Raw genomic sequence first — 15780 nt, 5'->3', positions numbered from 1 at the left:
GATCAGTCCTTCGGCAACTCGCCCTTCGGCGGTGGCGGCACGTCGCGGCCGGGGACCTGCACCAGCCGGATGTCGTCCGTATCCAACTGCAGCGCAGTGAGCTTGCCGCCCCACACGGCACCGGTGTCGATGGCATGCACGCCGTGGCCGATCATCAGGCCGAGCGTGGACCAGTGGCCGCACACGATCTTCAGGTCGCGCTCGGCGCGACCGGGGACTTCATACCAGGGGTAGAGGCCCTGGGCCTGGCGGCCGGGCGCGCCCTTTTCCTCGATCGCCATGCGGCCGCGCGGGGTGCAATAACGCATGCGCGTCAGCACGTTGATGATGGCGCGCGCACGGTCGTAGCCGGACAGGTGCGGTGCCCAGTTCGGCTTGTCGCCGTACATGTTGCGGAACAGCTTGCGGTAGGCGTTGCCATGCAGCTGCTGCTCGACCTCGCGCGCATGTTTCTCGGCGAGCGTGGTGGTCCATTTCGGAGCGAGACCGGCATGCACCATCATCCACCCGAGTTCGCGGTCCGCATGCACCAGCTTCTGCAGGCGCAGCCAGTCCAGCAGCGTGCGTGCATCGTCGGCCAGCACTACACGCTGGAGGTCGGGATTGACCTTGCGCTGCTCGTCCGGCGACCGCTCGCCGATGGCCAGCAGTGACAGGTCGTGGTTGCCCAGGACCACGGTGCTGTGCTCGCGCAGCGAATGCACCAGGCGCAACGTTTCCAGTGATTGGCCACCGCGGTTGACCAGGTCACCACAGAACCACAGGCGGTCCTGCGCCGGATCGAAGCGGATCTTCTCAAGCAGTCGCTGCGTGGCGTCGTAGCAGCCCTGGAGGTCGCCGATGGCCCAGACACTCATTGTGCCGTGGCCTCAGTGCAGGGTCCGTGGAACGGACAGGGTGAACGGGGCGATGGGGGCGTCGAACCGGGTGCCGTCGTCGGCCAGCATGTCGTAGCTTCCCTGCATGGTGCCCAGCGCCGTTTCCAGGATGGCACCGGAGGTATAGCGGAAATCTTCGCCGGGCCTCAGCCAGGGCTGCTCGCCGACGACGCCTTCGCCTTCCACTTCCTCCACCTTGCCGTTGGCATCGGTGATGACCCAGTGGCGGCGCAGCAGCTGCGCGGGTACGCGCCCACGGTTGTGGATACGGATGGTGTACGCGAACACGTAGCGCCCGTCCTCGGGCGCGGACTGGTCGTCCAGGAAGCGCGTGGCCACGTCCACATCGATGGCATAGTCGGGGGAATTCATCCCCGCAGTGTATTCAAACGCAGGTGAAAGCGGAAACTACCCGCCTCCATCTCAGGCAGTGGCCACCTGATTGGCCAGCCGGATGAAATCTTCCACCGCGATCTGCTCGGCGCGCGCATCCGGGCGCACACCGGCGGCTTCGATCGACTCGCTGCTGCACACCTCGGACAGCGCATTGCGCAAGGTCTTGCGGCGCTGGCCGAAGGCGGCGCGCACGACATGCTCGAAGCGCTTAGGGTCCTGGATGCCGATGGTGGCCGGATCGCGCGGGACCAGGCGCGCGACGGCGGAGTCCACCTTGGGCGGCGGACGGAAGGCGCCCGGGGGCACCACGAACAGGGCATCCACCTGGCAGTAGGCCTGGAGCATCACGCTGAGCCGGCCGTAGACCTTGCTGCCCGGCTCGGCCGCCATGCGGTCGACGACTTCCTTCTGCAGCATGAAGACCATGTCGGTGATCGCCGAGGCATGTTCGATGGCGTGGAACAGGATCGGCGAGGACAGGTTGTAGGGCAGGTTGCCGACCAGGCGCAGCGTGTCTTCGCCCGCGAGCTTGCCGAAGTCCACCGACAGCACGTCCTTGTGGATGATGGTCAATCGCCCGATGCCTTCCGATGCTTCCATCAGCGGCGTGATCAGATCGCGGTCGAACTCGATGGCGGTCAGCTCGCCATGCTTCTTCAGAAGCGGGAACGTGATCGCGCCCTGGCCCGGGCCGATCTCGACCAGGCGGTCGCCGGGCTGCGGATTCACTGCCCTCACGATCTTGTCGATGTAGCTGCGATCGGTCAGGAAATGCTGGCCGAGGGACTTCTTTGGGGGAGCCTTGAAATGCGACATGGACGGATTATGCGGGAACGCTCGCGTACTGCGTGGCGTCAAGTGCGGCCCATGATGCGTTGGGAGGCCATCCGTGCGCAGGTGGCGACGGCCGCGAACAGGCTGGAAGGATCCGCGATGCCTTTGCCGGCCAGGTCGAGTGCCGTGCCGTGGTCGACGGCCACGCGCGGGTAGGGAAGACCCAGGGTCAGGTTCACCGCCTGCTCGAACCCGCTGTACTTGAGCACGGGCAGGCCCTGGTCGTGGTACATCGCCACCACGGAATCAAAGCCGCGCAGCTTCTGGGGCAGGAAGGCGGTGTCGGCGGGCAGCGGGCCTTCCAGGCGCATGCCCTCTGCACGCAGGACGGCGAGCACCGGCCCGATCACCTCGATCTCCTCGCGTCCGAGGTGTCCGGCTTCACCCGCATGCGGATTCAGTCCCAGGACGGCGATGACCGGATCTTCGATGCCGAAGTCCTGCCGCAAGGACGCGTGCGTGATGCGCAGGATCTCTTCCAGCAACGCGGGCGTGATCGCGTCCGCGACATCCCGCAACGGCAGGTGGGTGGTCGCCAGTGCGACGCGGACGATGTCGTTGGCGAGCATCATCACGACCTTGCGGCCGGCGTGTTCTGCCAGCAGTTCGGTGGTGCCGCTGTACGCGATTCCGCCGGCGTTGATGGCGGCCTTGTGCACGGGGCCCGTCACCATGCCATCCAGGGATGCCTGCAGGCACGCATCGGCGGCCTGCGTCAGTGCATCGATGACGGCGCGCGCATTGCGGGGATCGGTAACGCCAAAGGTGTTGGGCGCTGCATTGGGCACCGCCCACAAGCGCAGGTCACCCGGTTCGACGGCGACGACGGCCTCGTCGAGCAGGCGAAGCGGCAGACCGAGTGCGTCGGCCGCGGCGCGCAGTGTGCCGGGATCCGCGAACGCGAGCAGGGTACAGTCGCTGCGCGGGTGCTGCGCGAGTCGTACGCAGAGTTCGGGGCCGATGCCGCCCGGCTCGCCCGGTACCAGCGCCAGCCGCGGAATCACCTCAGCCGCCCGGCGTAGTCTCGGCGCGGTCACCGCTGCGGAAGCTGACATAGGCTTCGCCGCGCAACTCCTGCAGATAACGGTTGTACTCGTCCTCGGCCTTGCGACGGCCGATGGTGTCGCGGAGCTGCGCGCGGCGGTTCTGGTCGGTCACGTCGGTCTGGCGGCTGCCCACGCGTTGCACGATGTGCCAGCCGGCATCGGTACGGAACGGTGCACCTACCTGGCCGTCCTGCAGCGCGGTCACCTGCTGGCCGAAGGCCGGACCGAACGCATCGGCGGGGAACCAGCCCAGGTCGCCACCGTCATCGCGGCTGTTGGCGTCCTCGGTGGATTCCTTTGCCACGGCAACGAAGTCGGCGCCCCCCGCGATGCGGGCGCGCAGCGTGTCGATCTTGGCCTTGGCGGCGGCGGCGTCCTGGGTTTCGGTGATCCGCACAAGGATGTGCCGGGCGTTGTACTCGGTCACGCTGCGCTTCTCGGCCTGCGTGGCATCGCGGACTTCCACCAGCTTCAGCAGCTGGAATCCGCTGGGGCCGCGCAACGGGCCGACCGACTGGCCCGGCGACATGCCCTTGAGCATCTCCACGAAGGCGGTGGGGATTTCGTCCAGGCTGCGCCAGCCGAGGTCGCCGCCTTCCAGTGCATTCGGGCTGTCGGAATAGCGGACGGCAGCGGCGGAAAAGTCCAGTTCGCCCTTGTCGATCAACGCCTTGATGCCATCGATCTTGCCTTGGCCGGCGGTGATCTGCTCGGCGGTTGCACCATCCGGCAGGCTGACGAGGATGTGCGCCAGGTGGTACTGCGCGCCGCTGTTGGCCTGCATGGCCAGGGCAGCGTCCACCTCGGCCTCGCTGACCTGCACGCGACTCTGCGCGAAGCTCTGCTTGAGGCGCTGGATGGTGATTTCATCACGCATCGAGTTGCGGAATTCGGCGAACGACATGCCATCGGCTTCAAGCCGCTGGCGCAAGCCGTCGGGCGTGGTCCCGTTCTGCTGGGCGACGGCGTTGACGGCGTTGTTGAGGTCGGCATCGCTGACACGGACACCCGTCTCCGCAGCTCGTGCCACCTGGAGCTTCACCAGCACCAGGCGCTCCAGCACCTGGCGCTCCAGCACCGCGCGCGGGGGCAACTGGCCGGGCTGATTGGCGTACTGGGCGAGGACGTTGCTCACGGCGCGTTCCAGCTCGCTCTGCAGGACGACGTCTTCGTTGACGACGGCGGCGATCCGGTCCAGCGGCTGCAGTGTCTGCGCTGCCACGGGCGTCGAGGCTGCCGACAGGGCCAGCAGGCCGGCGATCAGGAGGTGGGAAAGAGGCTTGTTCATGGCATCGGATCCGGATCGTAAGTGTTGTCGTCCGGACGCGGCGCGATATTGCTCGGCGGGACGAGATAGAGGTCGTCTCGGTAATAACCGAGGATAGCACGGCGCAGCGTGCGGTCCGTGTTCTGGCCCGCCGAGCCCAGGCCCTTCAGGACGAACTCGACCTGGAAGCCGGTGTTCATGTCGCCCTCGCGATTCCGTACGTAGCGACGCACCAGCGCACGCACGGCAAGGCAGCAGCTGTCCCACTGCACGCCTGCCACGCCTTCCAGCAGGCCAGGCTCCTGGTCGGTGGCGGCATCACGGTAGAACGAGTGGTAGTAGCGGCCCACCACGCTCCATGCCGGGGTCACCGGATAGAGGAACGAGAAGTCGGCCTGCTCCAGCAGGTCGCGGCGGCGGCGGTAAGTGATGTTGACCACGCCATCGTCCGGCAGCAGGTAGCGTGCGCGGACGCTGGCCAGGTCCTCGCGGCGGAACTTCGGGTCCCACTGGTACGAGGCACCGATGGTCCAGCGATCGGTCGGGGCGTAGTTGGCGTCCACCACCCAGGCCGACTTGCCTTGTTCAAGCGGGGTTTCTGCGGATGAATAGGTGACCAGGCTGTCTTCGAAGTAGCGGATCTGACCGATGCTGGCCGACAGCCGTTCGAAGCCGTCCTTCTGCCGCAGCAGGCGCGTGGTCAATGCCAGAGTCAGCTGGTTGGCATCGGCCTGGCGGTCGGGGCCCGTGTAGCGGTTGTCGCGGAACAACTGGCCGTAGCTGAAGTTGAACGGACGGGTATCGAAGATCGGCAGTCCTTCCTGCTCGCGGTACGGTGCGTTGAGGTAGAACAGGCGAGGTTCCAGCGTATGCAGGAAGCGGTCGCCCTTGATCTCGGTCTCGCGGTCGAAATAGACACCCGCATCCAGCGAGCCGATCGGCAGGCTGCGGCTGGGCGATCGGTCGTAGAATTCCGCCATCATCGCGGGCGTCACCTGCGCAGCGGGGACTCCGTACGCCTCGACGGCGCGACTGGTGGCGATCTGCTGCGCTAGATCGGCGTCGAGGCGATATTCGGTATGGCGGTACGCCAGCGTTGGCGTGATGTACCAGGCGGCGCCTTGCAGCGGGAACGAGATGGTTGGCTTGATGTCGAGGCGGCTGCCGCCGGGCTTCTCGTCGTGCTGGAACTTCACCGCTTCCGCGTGCCCACCCACGCTGATCCAGCGGCTCAGGGGCTGGCTCCAGTTGAGGTAGACGCGCGGCAGCCTGTTGTAGGGCAGCGAGGCTTCGCTGCTCAGGTAATCGGAGAGCTGCCAGTGGTCGGCCATCACGCCGGCGCTCCAGAACTCTCCGGCGCCGTAGACGCCGGCCGTACTGGTTACCGACGAATACGCCTGACCATACAGTGAACTGCCGAAATCCTCTTGATAGCGCGCGTCGCTCAGCCAGATCAGGTTGGCGCGTGCCTGCCAGTTCGTGTTGAAGCGGTGGTTACCTGCGAACGAGAAGAAGCCGCGGCCGTCGTCCGGATCCGGATTGTTCGGATTGAGCGGGTCATAGTCCACCTCGTTCATCCGGTCACGGATCAGGTCGTCCTTGTTCATCCAGGAGCCCTGGATCTCGCCGCGCCCCTTCTCGTACAGGTAACGGAATTCCGCGCCCAGTTGGAACCCGCGCTCGCTCATGTAGCGCGGTTCAAGGGTGGCGTCGTAGTTCGGCGCCAGGTTCAGGTAGATCGGCTGCTGGTAGTCGAAGCCGTTGCGGCCGGACAGCCCCACCGCCGGGTACAGCAGGCCCGTGTGGCGCTGGTCGTCGATCGGGAATTTCAGGTAGGGCACGTACAGCACCGGTACCTTGCCGAGCCGGATCGTCGCGCCGCGCGCCACGCCCCAGCCGTCATCGGTGTTGATGTCGATCCGACGCGAACGCAGCTCCCAGCGGCGGTCCTCGGGATCGCAGGTGGAGTAGGTGGAATGCAGCAGGCTGCCTTCCGGCCCCTTCATGTCGATGCGGTCGGCGCCGCCGTTGCCGCGCCGGGAGACCAGCTGGTAGCGGACGTTGTCGATCTGGTGGGCGTCGGCCCCCTGGTCGCCACGGGCGCTGTCGGCGATCAGGCGGATGCCGGCATCCTGGTAACGGATGTGGCCGTCAGCGACGTAGGTGTCCTGCTCCTGGTCGTACTTCAGGTTGTCTGCGCCCAGGAACTGGTCGCCACGGGTGAGGACGACCTCGCCGCTGTACTGGGGATTGGCCTCGGTACCGGAGAGCTGGTCGCCCTCGATCGAGGTCGGTTGCTCGGCGCGCTGCTCCCGCGACGCCTGGGCGCTGCCAGGCGCCGGTGGCTGCGGTGCTCCCCCGAATGTCGGGATCACATCCTGGATAGGACACAACGCCCAGCTTTCGGGCTTTTCGTCAGCCGCCAGCGCGGGCAGGCACAGGGCGATGCTGAAGGGCAACGGGAGCAGGCGAAGGGCAGGGCGCACGCGGTGCTGGGCTCGCTGTCGAACGAAAAACGGTCGTTAGCTTGCCCCATCCCATGCATGCGGGCAATGAAGGCCATCGGCCGATGTCGGGCAGGGTTCAGCGACAGGGCTTTCGGGCCTCAGCGCAACGCCTCCACGTGGACCACGGCACACTCGCGCAGGGCATCCAGGTCGTAACCACCCTCGAGCATCGAGACGATCCGTCCCCCGGCATGGCGCTGTGCCAGGGTGCGCAACTGCCGGGTCAGCCACCCGAAGTCTTCGGTCTCCAGCATCAGGTCCGCCAGCGGATCGCGCATGTGCGCGTCGAAACCGGCCGAGACCAGCAGCAACTGGGGCTTGAAGTCGTCCAGCGCAGGCAGCAGTTCGTCCGCCCAGGTGTTCTGGAAACGGAAACCACCACTGCCCGGCGGCAGCAGGGCGTTGAACACGTTGCCTACCCCGCGCTCGTAGGGCGCGCCGCTGTGCGGGTAGATGCCCGATTCGTGGCTGCTGAAGTAGGCCACCCGCGGGTCGTCGTAGAAGATCGCCTGGGTGCCGTTGCCGTGGTGCACATCGAAGTCGATGACTGCCACGCGCTCCAGCCCGTGTTTGTCGCAGGCATACGCGGCCGCCACGGCGACGTTGTTGAACAGGCAGAAGCCCATGGCGGCACTGCTGGTCGCATGGTGGCCGGGGGGCCTCACCGCGCAGAAGACGGTCAGGTCTTCGCCGTTCATCACGGCGTCCACCGCCGCCACGCCGGCGCCGGCGGCACGCAGGGCGGCGGCACGGGAGGCCGGGCACATCACCGTGTCCGGATCGAGCATGCGGTAGCCGGACACATCCGCCTCCAGCACCTCGCGCACCAATGCCTCGTCGTGCACCCGGCGCAGGTCGCCCAGCTTGACCATCGGCGCTTCGCGCCAGTCAGCGTCGCCGTGGTGCAGCCGCAGCGCCTCAAGTACCACTTCCAGCCGCGCTGGCCGCTCCGGATGGTCGGGGCCGGGATCGTGCAGCAGGCAGGCGGGGTGGGTGAAGATGATCAAGGTGCCGGCGTTGCCCTCGACGGGGCGGGATCCGCCTCTCCGCTATGGAAGTCCGGCGCCATTCTAAGCGCGGCGCCGGGTGTGCCGGCACTCGACCTTGGGGGAAGACGCCCGCTCAGGAGTGGCGTCGTTCGTGCTTCCACAGCACTTCGCCCTGGCCGTCGGCACGCGCGAGCACGCGCGCCAGCACGAACAGCAGGTCCGAAAGCCGGTTGAGGTAGCGGATCGCTTCCGGTCGCACCGCGTCGTGGCGGGCCAGGGTGACGGTTTCGCGTTCGGCGCGGCGCACGATGGTGCGGGCCAGGTGGCAGCGCGAAGCCGCCTCGCCGCCGGCCGGCAGGATGAAGTCTTTCAGCGGCGGCAAGTCGTCGTTGTAGTGGTCCAGCTGCCGTTCCAGCGCATCCACGTCGTCGCCGGTGATCGCGGCATGGCCGGGGATGCACAGTTCGCCGCCCAGGTCGAACAGCTGGTGCTGCACCGTGGTCAGCAGGGCGCGGATGTCGTCCGGCACGCCGGGTACCGCCAGCAGCACGCCGAGCGCCGAGTTGGCTTCGTCCACCGTGCCGTAGGCGGTGACGCGCGCGGAGTCCTTGCCTACGCGCGTGCCGTCGCCGAGGCCGGTGCTGCCGTCGTCACCGGTGCGGGTATAGATCTTCGAGAGCCGGTTGCCCATCGCGAACCCGGGTCGGTCAGTCGGCGGTACGGCCGTGCGGGCGGGCCAGGCGGACGACCTGTTCGACCACCACGTGCACGATGACGGCCAGGCCCACGTAGATCGCAGCCACGCGCAGGTACGGCAGGTACCAGTCGCTGAAGTTCTTCCACCAGCCGGCCAGCGTCGGTTCGCTGACGACCGGGCTCAGCCAGTAGAAGCTGCCCTGGCTCAGCAGGTGGCAGACGGTGACCGAGGCCAGCAGGCTGCCCACCAGCAGCGCCAGCGTGCGGCCATGGCTCTCGGTCTGGTAGCGGCGCAGCAGCGTGCCGCCCAGCCAGAGCGCACCGTAGGCCGGCAGCAGGAACCAGTACGCGGGCGACACGCAGTAGTGCGTCCAGAAGTTGATGCCCTGGCCGCTGATGACGATGTAGTCCACCACGACGGCTGCCGCCATGAACAACGGGAACGCCCAGCGCGACCAGGTGCGCAGGTAGTAGCCGCCGATGAAGAAGGCGGCCCAGCTGGCATCGGGCAACGGGCCGATGTGGCCGAACGTGGTGGGCAGGTGCAGGCGGGTGAGGACCAGCAGGGCGGCGACCAGCATCAGCACGAGGGCGCGTTGGAAAGTGGTGTTCATCGGCAGGGTTCCGGAGACTCAGCCCCGCATTCTACCGGAGCCTGCGTCCGGCAGGCCGCAGGACGGGGCCTGGAGACCGGGGCGGTATCATGGCGGCATGACAGAACGGCATGACGTGGTGATCGTGGGCGGCGGGTTGGTCGGTGCAAGCCTGGCCATCGCCCTGGACCGGCAGGGACTGGACGTGGGTCTGGTCGAGGCGACGCCTGCGGGCCAGATGCCGGCGGTGTTCGACCAGCGCAACCTCAGCTTGGCGGCGGCCACCGTCAATGCCTTGACCGTGCTCGGCGTGATGCAGCAGCTGCGTGCGCCGACCGGCCCGATCCGCCGCATCCACATCAGCCGGCAGGGCGATTTCGGTCGCGTGCAACTCGATGCCGTGGACTATGGCCGCGAGGCTTTCGGGCAGGTGGTCGTGGCGCGCGATTTCGGCGAGGCACTGGAAGCGCGGCTCGACCAACTGGCGCGGCTGACGCGGTATCGGCCGGCACGCTTTGTCGGGTTCGCGCCGGGCGACGCGGGAAGCCGCGTCCTGCGCATCGCCGATGCGGGCGGCGAGCGCGAACTGCGCGCGTCGCTGGTGGTGGCTGCCGATGGCACGCGCAGCACCGTGCGCGATGCGCTCGGCATCGAGGTGGAGGAACACGACTACCTGCAGACCCTGTTCGTCGCCCGGGTGCGCGCCACGCGTGCGCCGGATGGCACGGCATACGAGCGTTTCGGTGATGCCGGCCCCACGGCATTGCTGCCACGCGGTGATCGCCAGTGGGGCGTGGTGCACGGCGTGGCGCGCGCGGAAGCCGACGAAGTCGCGGCGCTGGGCGAGGCTGCGTGGCTTGCGCGCCTGCAGCGCGAGGCGGGCTGGCGCATCGGCAGGCTGGTCGGCAGCGGGGAGCGTAGCGGCTACCCCATCGTGCGTGTGGTCGCGCAACGGATTGTCGCCGAGCGGGCAGTCGTGCTGGGCAACGCCGCGCAGACGATCCATCCGATCGGCGCACAGGGCTTCAATCTGGGCCTGCGGGACGCACTGACGCTGGCCGAAGAGATCGCACGCAGCGACGATCCCGGCGATGCGGGCAGCCTCGCGGCCTATGCGACGCGCCGGCACGAAGACCGCGAACGTACGCTGGCGTTCTCCGACGGGCTGGCGCGGCTGACCGCCAACCCGTCGCCGCTGCTGAAGCCCCTGCGCAGCCTCGGCCTGATGGCGGTGGATGCACATGCGTCGCTGCAATCGTTCCTGGTAGGGGGCGCCATGGGATTCCGCGGGGATGTGCCGGCGTTGTGCCGCGGAGAGAGCGCATGAAGCGTCGCGGACAGATCGATGTCGCCATCGTCGGTGGCGGCGTGGTGGGTGCCGCGTGCGCCCTGGTGCTGGCGCGCGAGGGATTGCAGGTGACGCTGGTCGAGGGCCGCGAGCCTCCGCGCTGGTCGCAGGACCAGCCGGACCTGCGCGTGTACGCGTTCGCGCCCGACAATGCGGCACTGCTGGAGGAGGCCGGCGCATGGCGCGCGGTGCGCGATGCGCGCGCGCAGCCCTATCGGCGCATGCGGGTGTGGGATGCCGCCGGTGGCGGTGAGCTCCAGTTCGATACCGATGCCCTTGGGCGTTCGCAGTTGGGCTGGATTGTCGAGAACGCATTGCTGGTGGACCGGCTGTGGGCGGCCCTGCCGGCGGCGGGCGTGCAGCTGTGCTGCCCCGCCCGCGTGGAAGCCATGGAGCAGGACGAAGCGGGTGTGACGTTGCAGCTGGACGATGGCGCGCGCGTCGACGCCAGGCTTGCGGTCGCCGCCGATGGCGCCGACTCCACGCTGCGCCGGCTCGCTGGCCTGGACGTCACCTCGCACGATTACGCGCAGCGCGGCGTCGTGGCCTTCGTGCGGACGCAGCGGCCGCACGAGGACACGGCGTGGCAACGATTCCTGCCGACCGGTCCCCTGGCTTTCCTGCCCTTCACCGACGGCCGCAGCTCGATCGTCTGGACGCTCCCCGACGCCGAGGCCGTGCGCGTGCTGGCGCTCGACGATGCGGCGTTCGGGCATGAACTCGCGCTGGCGATGGGCGGGCAACTCGGCGAGGTGGTGGTGGCATCGGAGCGGGCGGCCTTCCCGCTGCGGCGGCAACTGGCGAAGGACTATGTCGCAGGTCGCGTGATCGTGGCCGGCGACGCGGCGCACGTGGTGCATCCCCTGGCCGGGCAGGGCGTCAACCTGGGCCTGCGTGACGTCGCGGCCTTGCGCGAAGGTATCCGTGACGCGTTGGCCCGGCATGTGGACTGGTCGGCGCCCCACCGTCTGGAACGATGGGCGCGGCAGCGACGCAGCGAGAACGCCACTGCCGCCCATGCCTTCGACGGCATCAACAAGGTGTTCTCGAATGATGAGATGCACCTGACCCTGGTGCGCGGGCCCTTGCTGGGCCTCGCGGGCAGGGTGCCGCCGCTGGTGGATTTCCTCTGGCGGCACGCGGCGGGACAGCGCGCGCGCTGACGACGGGCATGCAGCGCATGCGGTAGCCTCGCCGTTCCCGGTCGGAGTATCCGCGATGAATCCTGCGCATCCCCCCCATGACCCTTCACGTCGCCGTGTGCTGGGCGGGCTTGGCGCCGCCGGCCTGGTCGGCATGTTGCCTGCCGCGCGGGCGACGGATCGACGCCCGCTCGGCGTCGCCCTGGTCGGCCTGGGTTATTACAGCCGCGACCTGCTCGCACCTGCGCTGCAGATGACGAAGCACTGCCGGTTGGCCGGCATCGTCACCGGTACGCCGGCCAAGGCGGAGGAATGGCAGCGTCGTCACCGCATTCCCGACCGCAACGTCTACGACTACGCGGGCTTCGACCGCATCGCGGACAATCCCGACATCGATGTCGTGTACATCGTCCTGCCGAACCACCTGCACAAGCCGTTCACCCTGCGCGCGGCGGCCGCAGCCAAGCACGTGTGGTGCGAGAAGCCCATGGCAATGGACGCGGCGGAGGCGCGCGCGATGATCGAGGCCTGCCGTCAGCATCGCGTGCAGCTGACGATCGGCTACCGCATGCAGCACGAACCCAATACGCAGGCGGTCATGGCATTGGCCCGATCGCATCCGTTCGGGCGCCTGCAGCGGATCCGCGCGGAAGCCGGGTTCCGCGGATTCGATGGCGCGAGCGGCGACAACTGGCGCCTGGATCCCGTGCGTGGCGGTGGCGCGATGTACGACATGGGCGTATACGCATTGAATGCCGTGCGCTATACCACTGGTACCGAGCCCATCGCGGTGACGGCGACGCCGCATGTGGAGCGCGCCGACATCTTCCGCGGCGTCGACGAGTCGATGCGCTTCCGGCTCGAATTCCCCGATGGCGTCGTGGCCGACTGCGCGACCAGCTTCGGCCGCAACATGAACCTGCTGCATGCCGACTGCACGGACGGATGGTACGAACTGTCGCCGTTCCAGGCCTACGAAGGCGTTCGCGGCGAAGCCAGCGACGGGCGCCGGTTCGACGCGGTGATCGGCGCGACGCCCGCGCAGCAGGCGAGGCAGATGGACGCCGACGCGCTGGCCATCCTGCAGCGCATGCCGCCGCGCGTGCCGGGCGAGGAGGGGTTGCGGGACATGGTGGCGCTGGATGCGATCTTCGCCTCGGCACGCGCCGGGGGTACGCGCGTGGCGATTGCGGCGGCCTGAAATCCGTCAGCCGGGGATGAAGGGGAAGACGATCTTCAGCACGCCCTTCAATCCGCCCTCGGCGGTGCTGGCAACGGCCTTGGCGCCGAGGCTGTTGAGCGCATTGCGCGCATCCTGCCAGCGCAGTTTGGTGAGGTCCTTCTTCAGCAGGTCGGTGACCTCTTCCGTCGCGGGCATCAGCTTCTTCAGCTCGGCCGTCACGGCAGCGGGGTCGGGTTGCAGGTAGCCCCAGCGTTCGGCAATGGCCAGCAGCGTATCGAAGCGCACCGCCACCACGTCGCGATTGCGTTCGTACACGGGCAGCGCACCCACCTCGAGGATGGCCTGTTCGAACTGCTGATGGTCGTCGGGATGCTCGATGCGGATGGCGAGGAAGCCTTCCTTGCGGCTGCGTTCGCTGACATGCTTCGCACCCGATTTCAGGTTGGTCTCGGTCAATGCCGTCGCGACGATGCGTTGCAGGGCGGCATCGCGCTCCTCGGGCACCAGCGCCCGCCAGCGTGCGTAACCATCGCGGCGCAGCGCCTTGATCTTGGCCGGCGTGACCCGCAGCTTGCCGGCGACGGTGAAATTGGATTCGTCGCGGCCGATGGCGCCGTCGCGTTCCAGCAGCACGAAGATCAGCAGTTCAAGATCGCGCTTGGTCAGCGACTGGAAGCCCTGCAGCAGGGTCAGGCGCAGGAACTCGTTGCCGAAACCGGCGGGGTCCTTGAGTTCGATCGGCAGCATCGCGGGTCTCCTTGTCAGGGAGGCATCTTGCCACGCCGGCATGTCAACGCCTGAGACGTCCGCGGCACGCCGTCACAGGCCGGTCTCGCGCCCCGGATAATCCGCGCGGAAGGCTTCGATGGCACCCCGGTCCTGCAGGGTGACGAAGACGGTGCGTCCGTCCGGTCCGCCGAAGGCGACGTTGGTGGGTTTCCGGCCTTTCAGCCTCACCTCGCGCAGCACCTTGCCCTGCGGCGACACCACTGCCACCGTGCCCGCGCCGTAGCGGGCGATGTAGAGATTGCCCCTCGCATCGGTACGCATGCCATCCAGCCCGTGGTCGGGGAAGGCGATCAGCAGGCGCTTGCCGGATATCCCGCCGCTGCCATCCAGGTCGTATGCCCACACGCGTCGCTGCACGCTTTCGTTGACGTACAGGACATCTCCCTTCGGGCCGACTTCCACCCCGTTGGTGGTGCCCATGCCGGTTTCCAGCAGGGTCGCCGCCCCGTAGGGCAGCACGCGCCAGAGCTGGCCCGTGCCCGTGCTCCAGTCCGGATCGCTGGCGTAGAACATCCCGTTGGGCGCGAACGCGATGTCGTTGGGCTGGTGCGCGCCGGGCAAGGTGGCGAACACGCCGATCGTGCGGTCGCGGGGATCGATGCGCAGGATCCGGTGGCCGGTGTAGTCGGCCACGTACATGAAGCCGTCTGCATCGAAGCGGATGCCGTTGCCGGTGCTGCCCTCCGGCAGCGTCACGTACAGGGCCGCGTCGCCGGCGCCGTCGGCATCGAACGTCACCCGGCCGATCGTGCCATCGCGCCCGAAACCCACCGCATACAGCGCGCCGTCGGGGCCGAAGGCCGGGCCTTCGATCCCCGTGCTGAAAACACCATCACCCACGACGTCGCGTGCAACGTACAGGGATTCCGGCGTCGCCCGCGCATCGTCGTCCGTGTGGGTGCAGCCCGCCAGCCCTGCGGCCAAGCCAAGTGCGAGCAGCGTCTTCATTCGGTGCAACGTCATCCGTATCCCCTCGGGTGGCGTGTAGGCAGGTCTCCACGGCTCAGCCGGGCGTGGCGAATACCGTGATCTCTTCGCGGTCGTGGTAGAGCTGGCGTGCACGCACCTCCAGCGACCTGCCGGCCTGTTCGGCGAACAGGTCCAGGCACAGCTTCGTTTCGTCCCAGCGTTTCTTCATCGGCAGCTTGAGATTGAACACGGCGTGCCGGCACCAGCCTTCGCGGAACCAGTACGCCATGCGCTCGGCCACGCGCCGCGGTTGCTCCACCATGTCGCAGACCATCCAGTCCAGCGGCTGCGAGGGTTTCCAGTGGAAGCCGTCGGCGCGCAGATGCTCGACCAGGCCGGTCGCCAGCACGTGCTCGCGCAGCGGGCCGTTATCGACGCTGGTCACGCGCAGGTGATGGCGCGTGAGTACCCAGGTCCAGCCACCCGGCGCGGCGCCGAGATCGGCGGCGGTCATGCCGGGCCTCAGCAGGGCCTCGCGCTGGCGTTCGTCGAGCAGCGACAGGAAGGCTTCTTCCAGCTTCAATGCAGAGCGCGACGGCGCATCGGGCAGCAACTTCAGGCGGGGGATACCGAGCGGCCAGGGCGCGCTGTCGCGTGCATCGGCGACACACAGGAACAGGTGGTCGCCCTGCACGAACACCACATGCAGGCGCGGCAGGCGCGCATCGTCCTTCTCGCTCAGGAAGCCGGCCTTGCGTAGTGCCGGTCGCAGCGCATTGCCGAAACTCCGCGCGAGTCCCGCCAACGGCTTGGCGCTGTCGGAGTCCGGGTGTTCCACCCACAGGTCGCCGAAACGACCGCTGCCCGCCAGGGCGGCGAGGAGCGGCGTGATGCGGTCCTTGGGGTCGATGCCACGCAGTTCGGCGAGCAGTCGCAGCTTCTGCCGGGCGAAGATCAGGTCGCGCCAGGGCAGGGCGCGGTCCAGCGCCTGCGCTTCCTCGCAGACAAACACGACGTGGCCATCGTTGCGCTGCGCGCGCGCATAGCCGGCGAACCCGGCCAGCGCGGCGCGCTCGGTCAGTTCGGCAGCAAGTTCGGGTTCGAATCCCTGGCGGCAATAAGCCAGCAGGCCGGTCGTCGATGACATGGCGCGGTCGCGTGAAGCGGATGGCTGCGGCTCCTGCCGCGAGGACAGGGTACAGG

At 68.1% G+C, this 15780-nt stretch carries 15 protein-coding genes; 3 read left to right on the top strand and 12 right to left on the bottom strand.

The window, feature by feature from the left end:
- Positions 1–2: 2 nt before the first annotated feature.
- The 9 genes from ACIPRS_RS07225 to ACIPRS_RS07185 all read right to left on the bottom strand — a co-directional run bounded on the left by ACIPRS_RS07225 (position 3) and on the right by ACIPRS_RS07185 (position 9227).
- Positions 3–857 carry a symmetrical bis(5'-nucleosyl)-tetraphosphatase gene (locus tag ACIPRS_RS07225; protein ID WP_337731369.1) on the bottom strand — a complete coding sequence of 285 codons (855 nt, stop codon included), beginning with the start codon at positions 855–857 and terminating at the stop codon, positions 3–5.
- A gap of 12 nt (positions 858–869) precedes the next feature.
- Positions 870–1250, bottom strand: a complete 381-nt coding sequence (apaG, locus tag ACIPRS_RS07220) for a Co2+/Mg2+ efflux protein ApaG (protein ID WP_192201929.1) — start codon at positions 1248–1250, stop codon at positions 870–872.
- 51 nt (positions 1251–1301) lie between these two features.
- Entirely contained in the window at positions 1302–2090 is a 789-nt protein-coding gene (rsmA, locus tag ACIPRS_RS07215) for a 16S rRNA (adenine(1518)-N(6)/adenine(1519)-N(6))-dimethyltransferase RsmA (RefSeq protein ID WP_446538073.1), read from the bottom strand.
- Between the two features lie 38 nt (positions 2091–2128).
- The gene (gene pdxA, locus ACIPRS_RS07210) at positions 2129–3112 is read right to left on the bottom strand and encodes a 4-hydroxythreonine-4-phosphate dehydrogenase PdxA (protein WP_446538072.1); all 984 of its coding nucleotides are present in this window, start codon (positions 3110–3112) and stop codon (positions 2129–2131) included.
- A gap of 1 nt (position 3113) precedes the next feature.
- Positions 3114–4442 (bottom strand): peptidylprolyl isomerase, encoded by a 1329-nt coding sequence (locus ACIPRS_RS07205; RefSeq protein ID WP_446538071.1) that lies wholly within the window; start codon positions 4440–4442, stop codon positions 3114–3116.
- On the bottom strand, positions 4439–6907 hold the full coding sequence (gene lptD / locus ACIPRS_RS07200) for an LPS assembly protein LptD (protein WP_446538070.1): 2469 nt from the start codon (positions 6905–6907) through the stop codon (positions 4439–4441). Before lptD ends, ACIPRS_RS07205 begins: the two co-directional genes overlap by 4 nt.
- Before the next feature lie 119 nt (positions 6908–7026).
- Positions 7027–7935, bottom strand: a complete 909-nt coding sequence (locus ACIPRS_RS07195; RefSeq protein ID WP_446538069.1) for a histone deacetylase family protein — start codon at positions 7933–7935, stop codon at positions 7027–7029.
- A 115-nt stretch (positions 7936–8050) separates the two neighbouring features.
- Positions 8051–8608, bottom strand: a complete 558-nt coding sequence (locus ACIPRS_RS07190; RefSeq protein WP_446538068.1) for a cob(I)yrinic acid a,c-diamide adenosyltransferase — start codon at positions 8606–8608, stop codon at positions 8051–8053.
- 16 nt (positions 8609–8624) lie between these two features.
- Positions 8625–9227 (bottom strand): hypothetical protein, encoded by a 603-nt coding sequence (locus ACIPRS_RS07185; protein WP_446538067.1) that lies wholly within the window; start codon positions 9225–9227, stop codon positions 8625–8627.
- 97 nt (positions 9228–9324) lie between these two features.
- Here ACIPRS_RS07185 and ubiH point away from each other — a divergent pair, with 97 nt between their 5' ends.
- The 3 genes from ubiH to ACIPRS_RS07170 are packed head-to-tail and all read left to right on the top strand — an operon-like array spanning position 9325 to position 12897.
- Positions 9325–10533 carry a 2-octaprenyl-6-methoxyphenyl hydroxylase gene (gene ubiH / locus ACIPRS_RS07180; RefSeq protein ID WP_446538066.1) on the top strand — a complete coding sequence of 403 codons (1209 nt, stop codon included), beginning with the start codon at positions 9325–9327 and terminating at the stop codon, positions 10531–10533.
- Positions 10530–11717 (top strand): UbiH/UbiF family hydroxylase, encoded by a 1188-nt coding sequence (locus ACIPRS_RS07175; RefSeq protein ID WP_446538065.1) that lies wholly within the window; start codon positions 10530–10532, stop codon positions 11715–11717. Before ubiH ends, ACIPRS_RS07175 begins: the two co-directional genes overlap by 4 nt.
- A gap of 55 nt (positions 11718–11772) precedes the next feature.
- Positions 11773–12897: a Gfo/Idh/MocA family protein gene (locus tag ACIPRS_RS07170; protein ID WP_446538064.1), complete on the top strand. Its 1125-nt coding sequence runs from the start codon at positions 11773–11775 to the stop codon at positions 12895–12897.
- A gap of 6 nt (positions 12898–12903) precedes the next feature.
- Here ACIPRS_RS07170 and ACIPRS_RS07165 read toward each other — a convergent pair whose 3' ends face one another.
- The 3 genes from ACIPRS_RS07165 to rlmM all read right to left on the bottom strand — a co-directional run bounded on the left by ACIPRS_RS07165 (position 12904) and on the right by rlmM (position 15724).
- Entirely contained in the window at positions 12904–13626 is a 723-nt protein-coding gene (locus ACIPRS_RS07165; RefSeq protein WP_337731359.1) for a hypothetical protein, read from the bottom strand.
- A 72-nt stretch (positions 13627–13698) separates the two neighbouring features.
- Entirely contained in the window at positions 13699–14631 is a 933-nt protein-coding gene (locus tag ACIPRS_RS07160) for an SMP-30/gluconolactonase/LRE family protein (protein WP_446538063.1), read from the bottom strand.
- A gap of 40 nt (positions 14632–14671) precedes the next feature.
- Positions 14672–15724: a 23S rRNA (cytidine(2498)-2'-O)-methyltransferase RlmM gene (gene rlmM, locus ACIPRS_RS07155; protein ID WP_446538062.1), complete on the bottom strand. Its 1053-nt coding sequence runs from the start codon at positions 15722–15724 to the stop codon at positions 14672–14674.
- Positions 15725–15780: the final 56 nt, after the last annotated feature.

It is taken from the genome of Pseudoxanthomonas sp. LARHCG66, from assembly GCF_052871755.1.
This window is presented reverse-complemented; position numbering and strand designations above follow the sequence as displayed.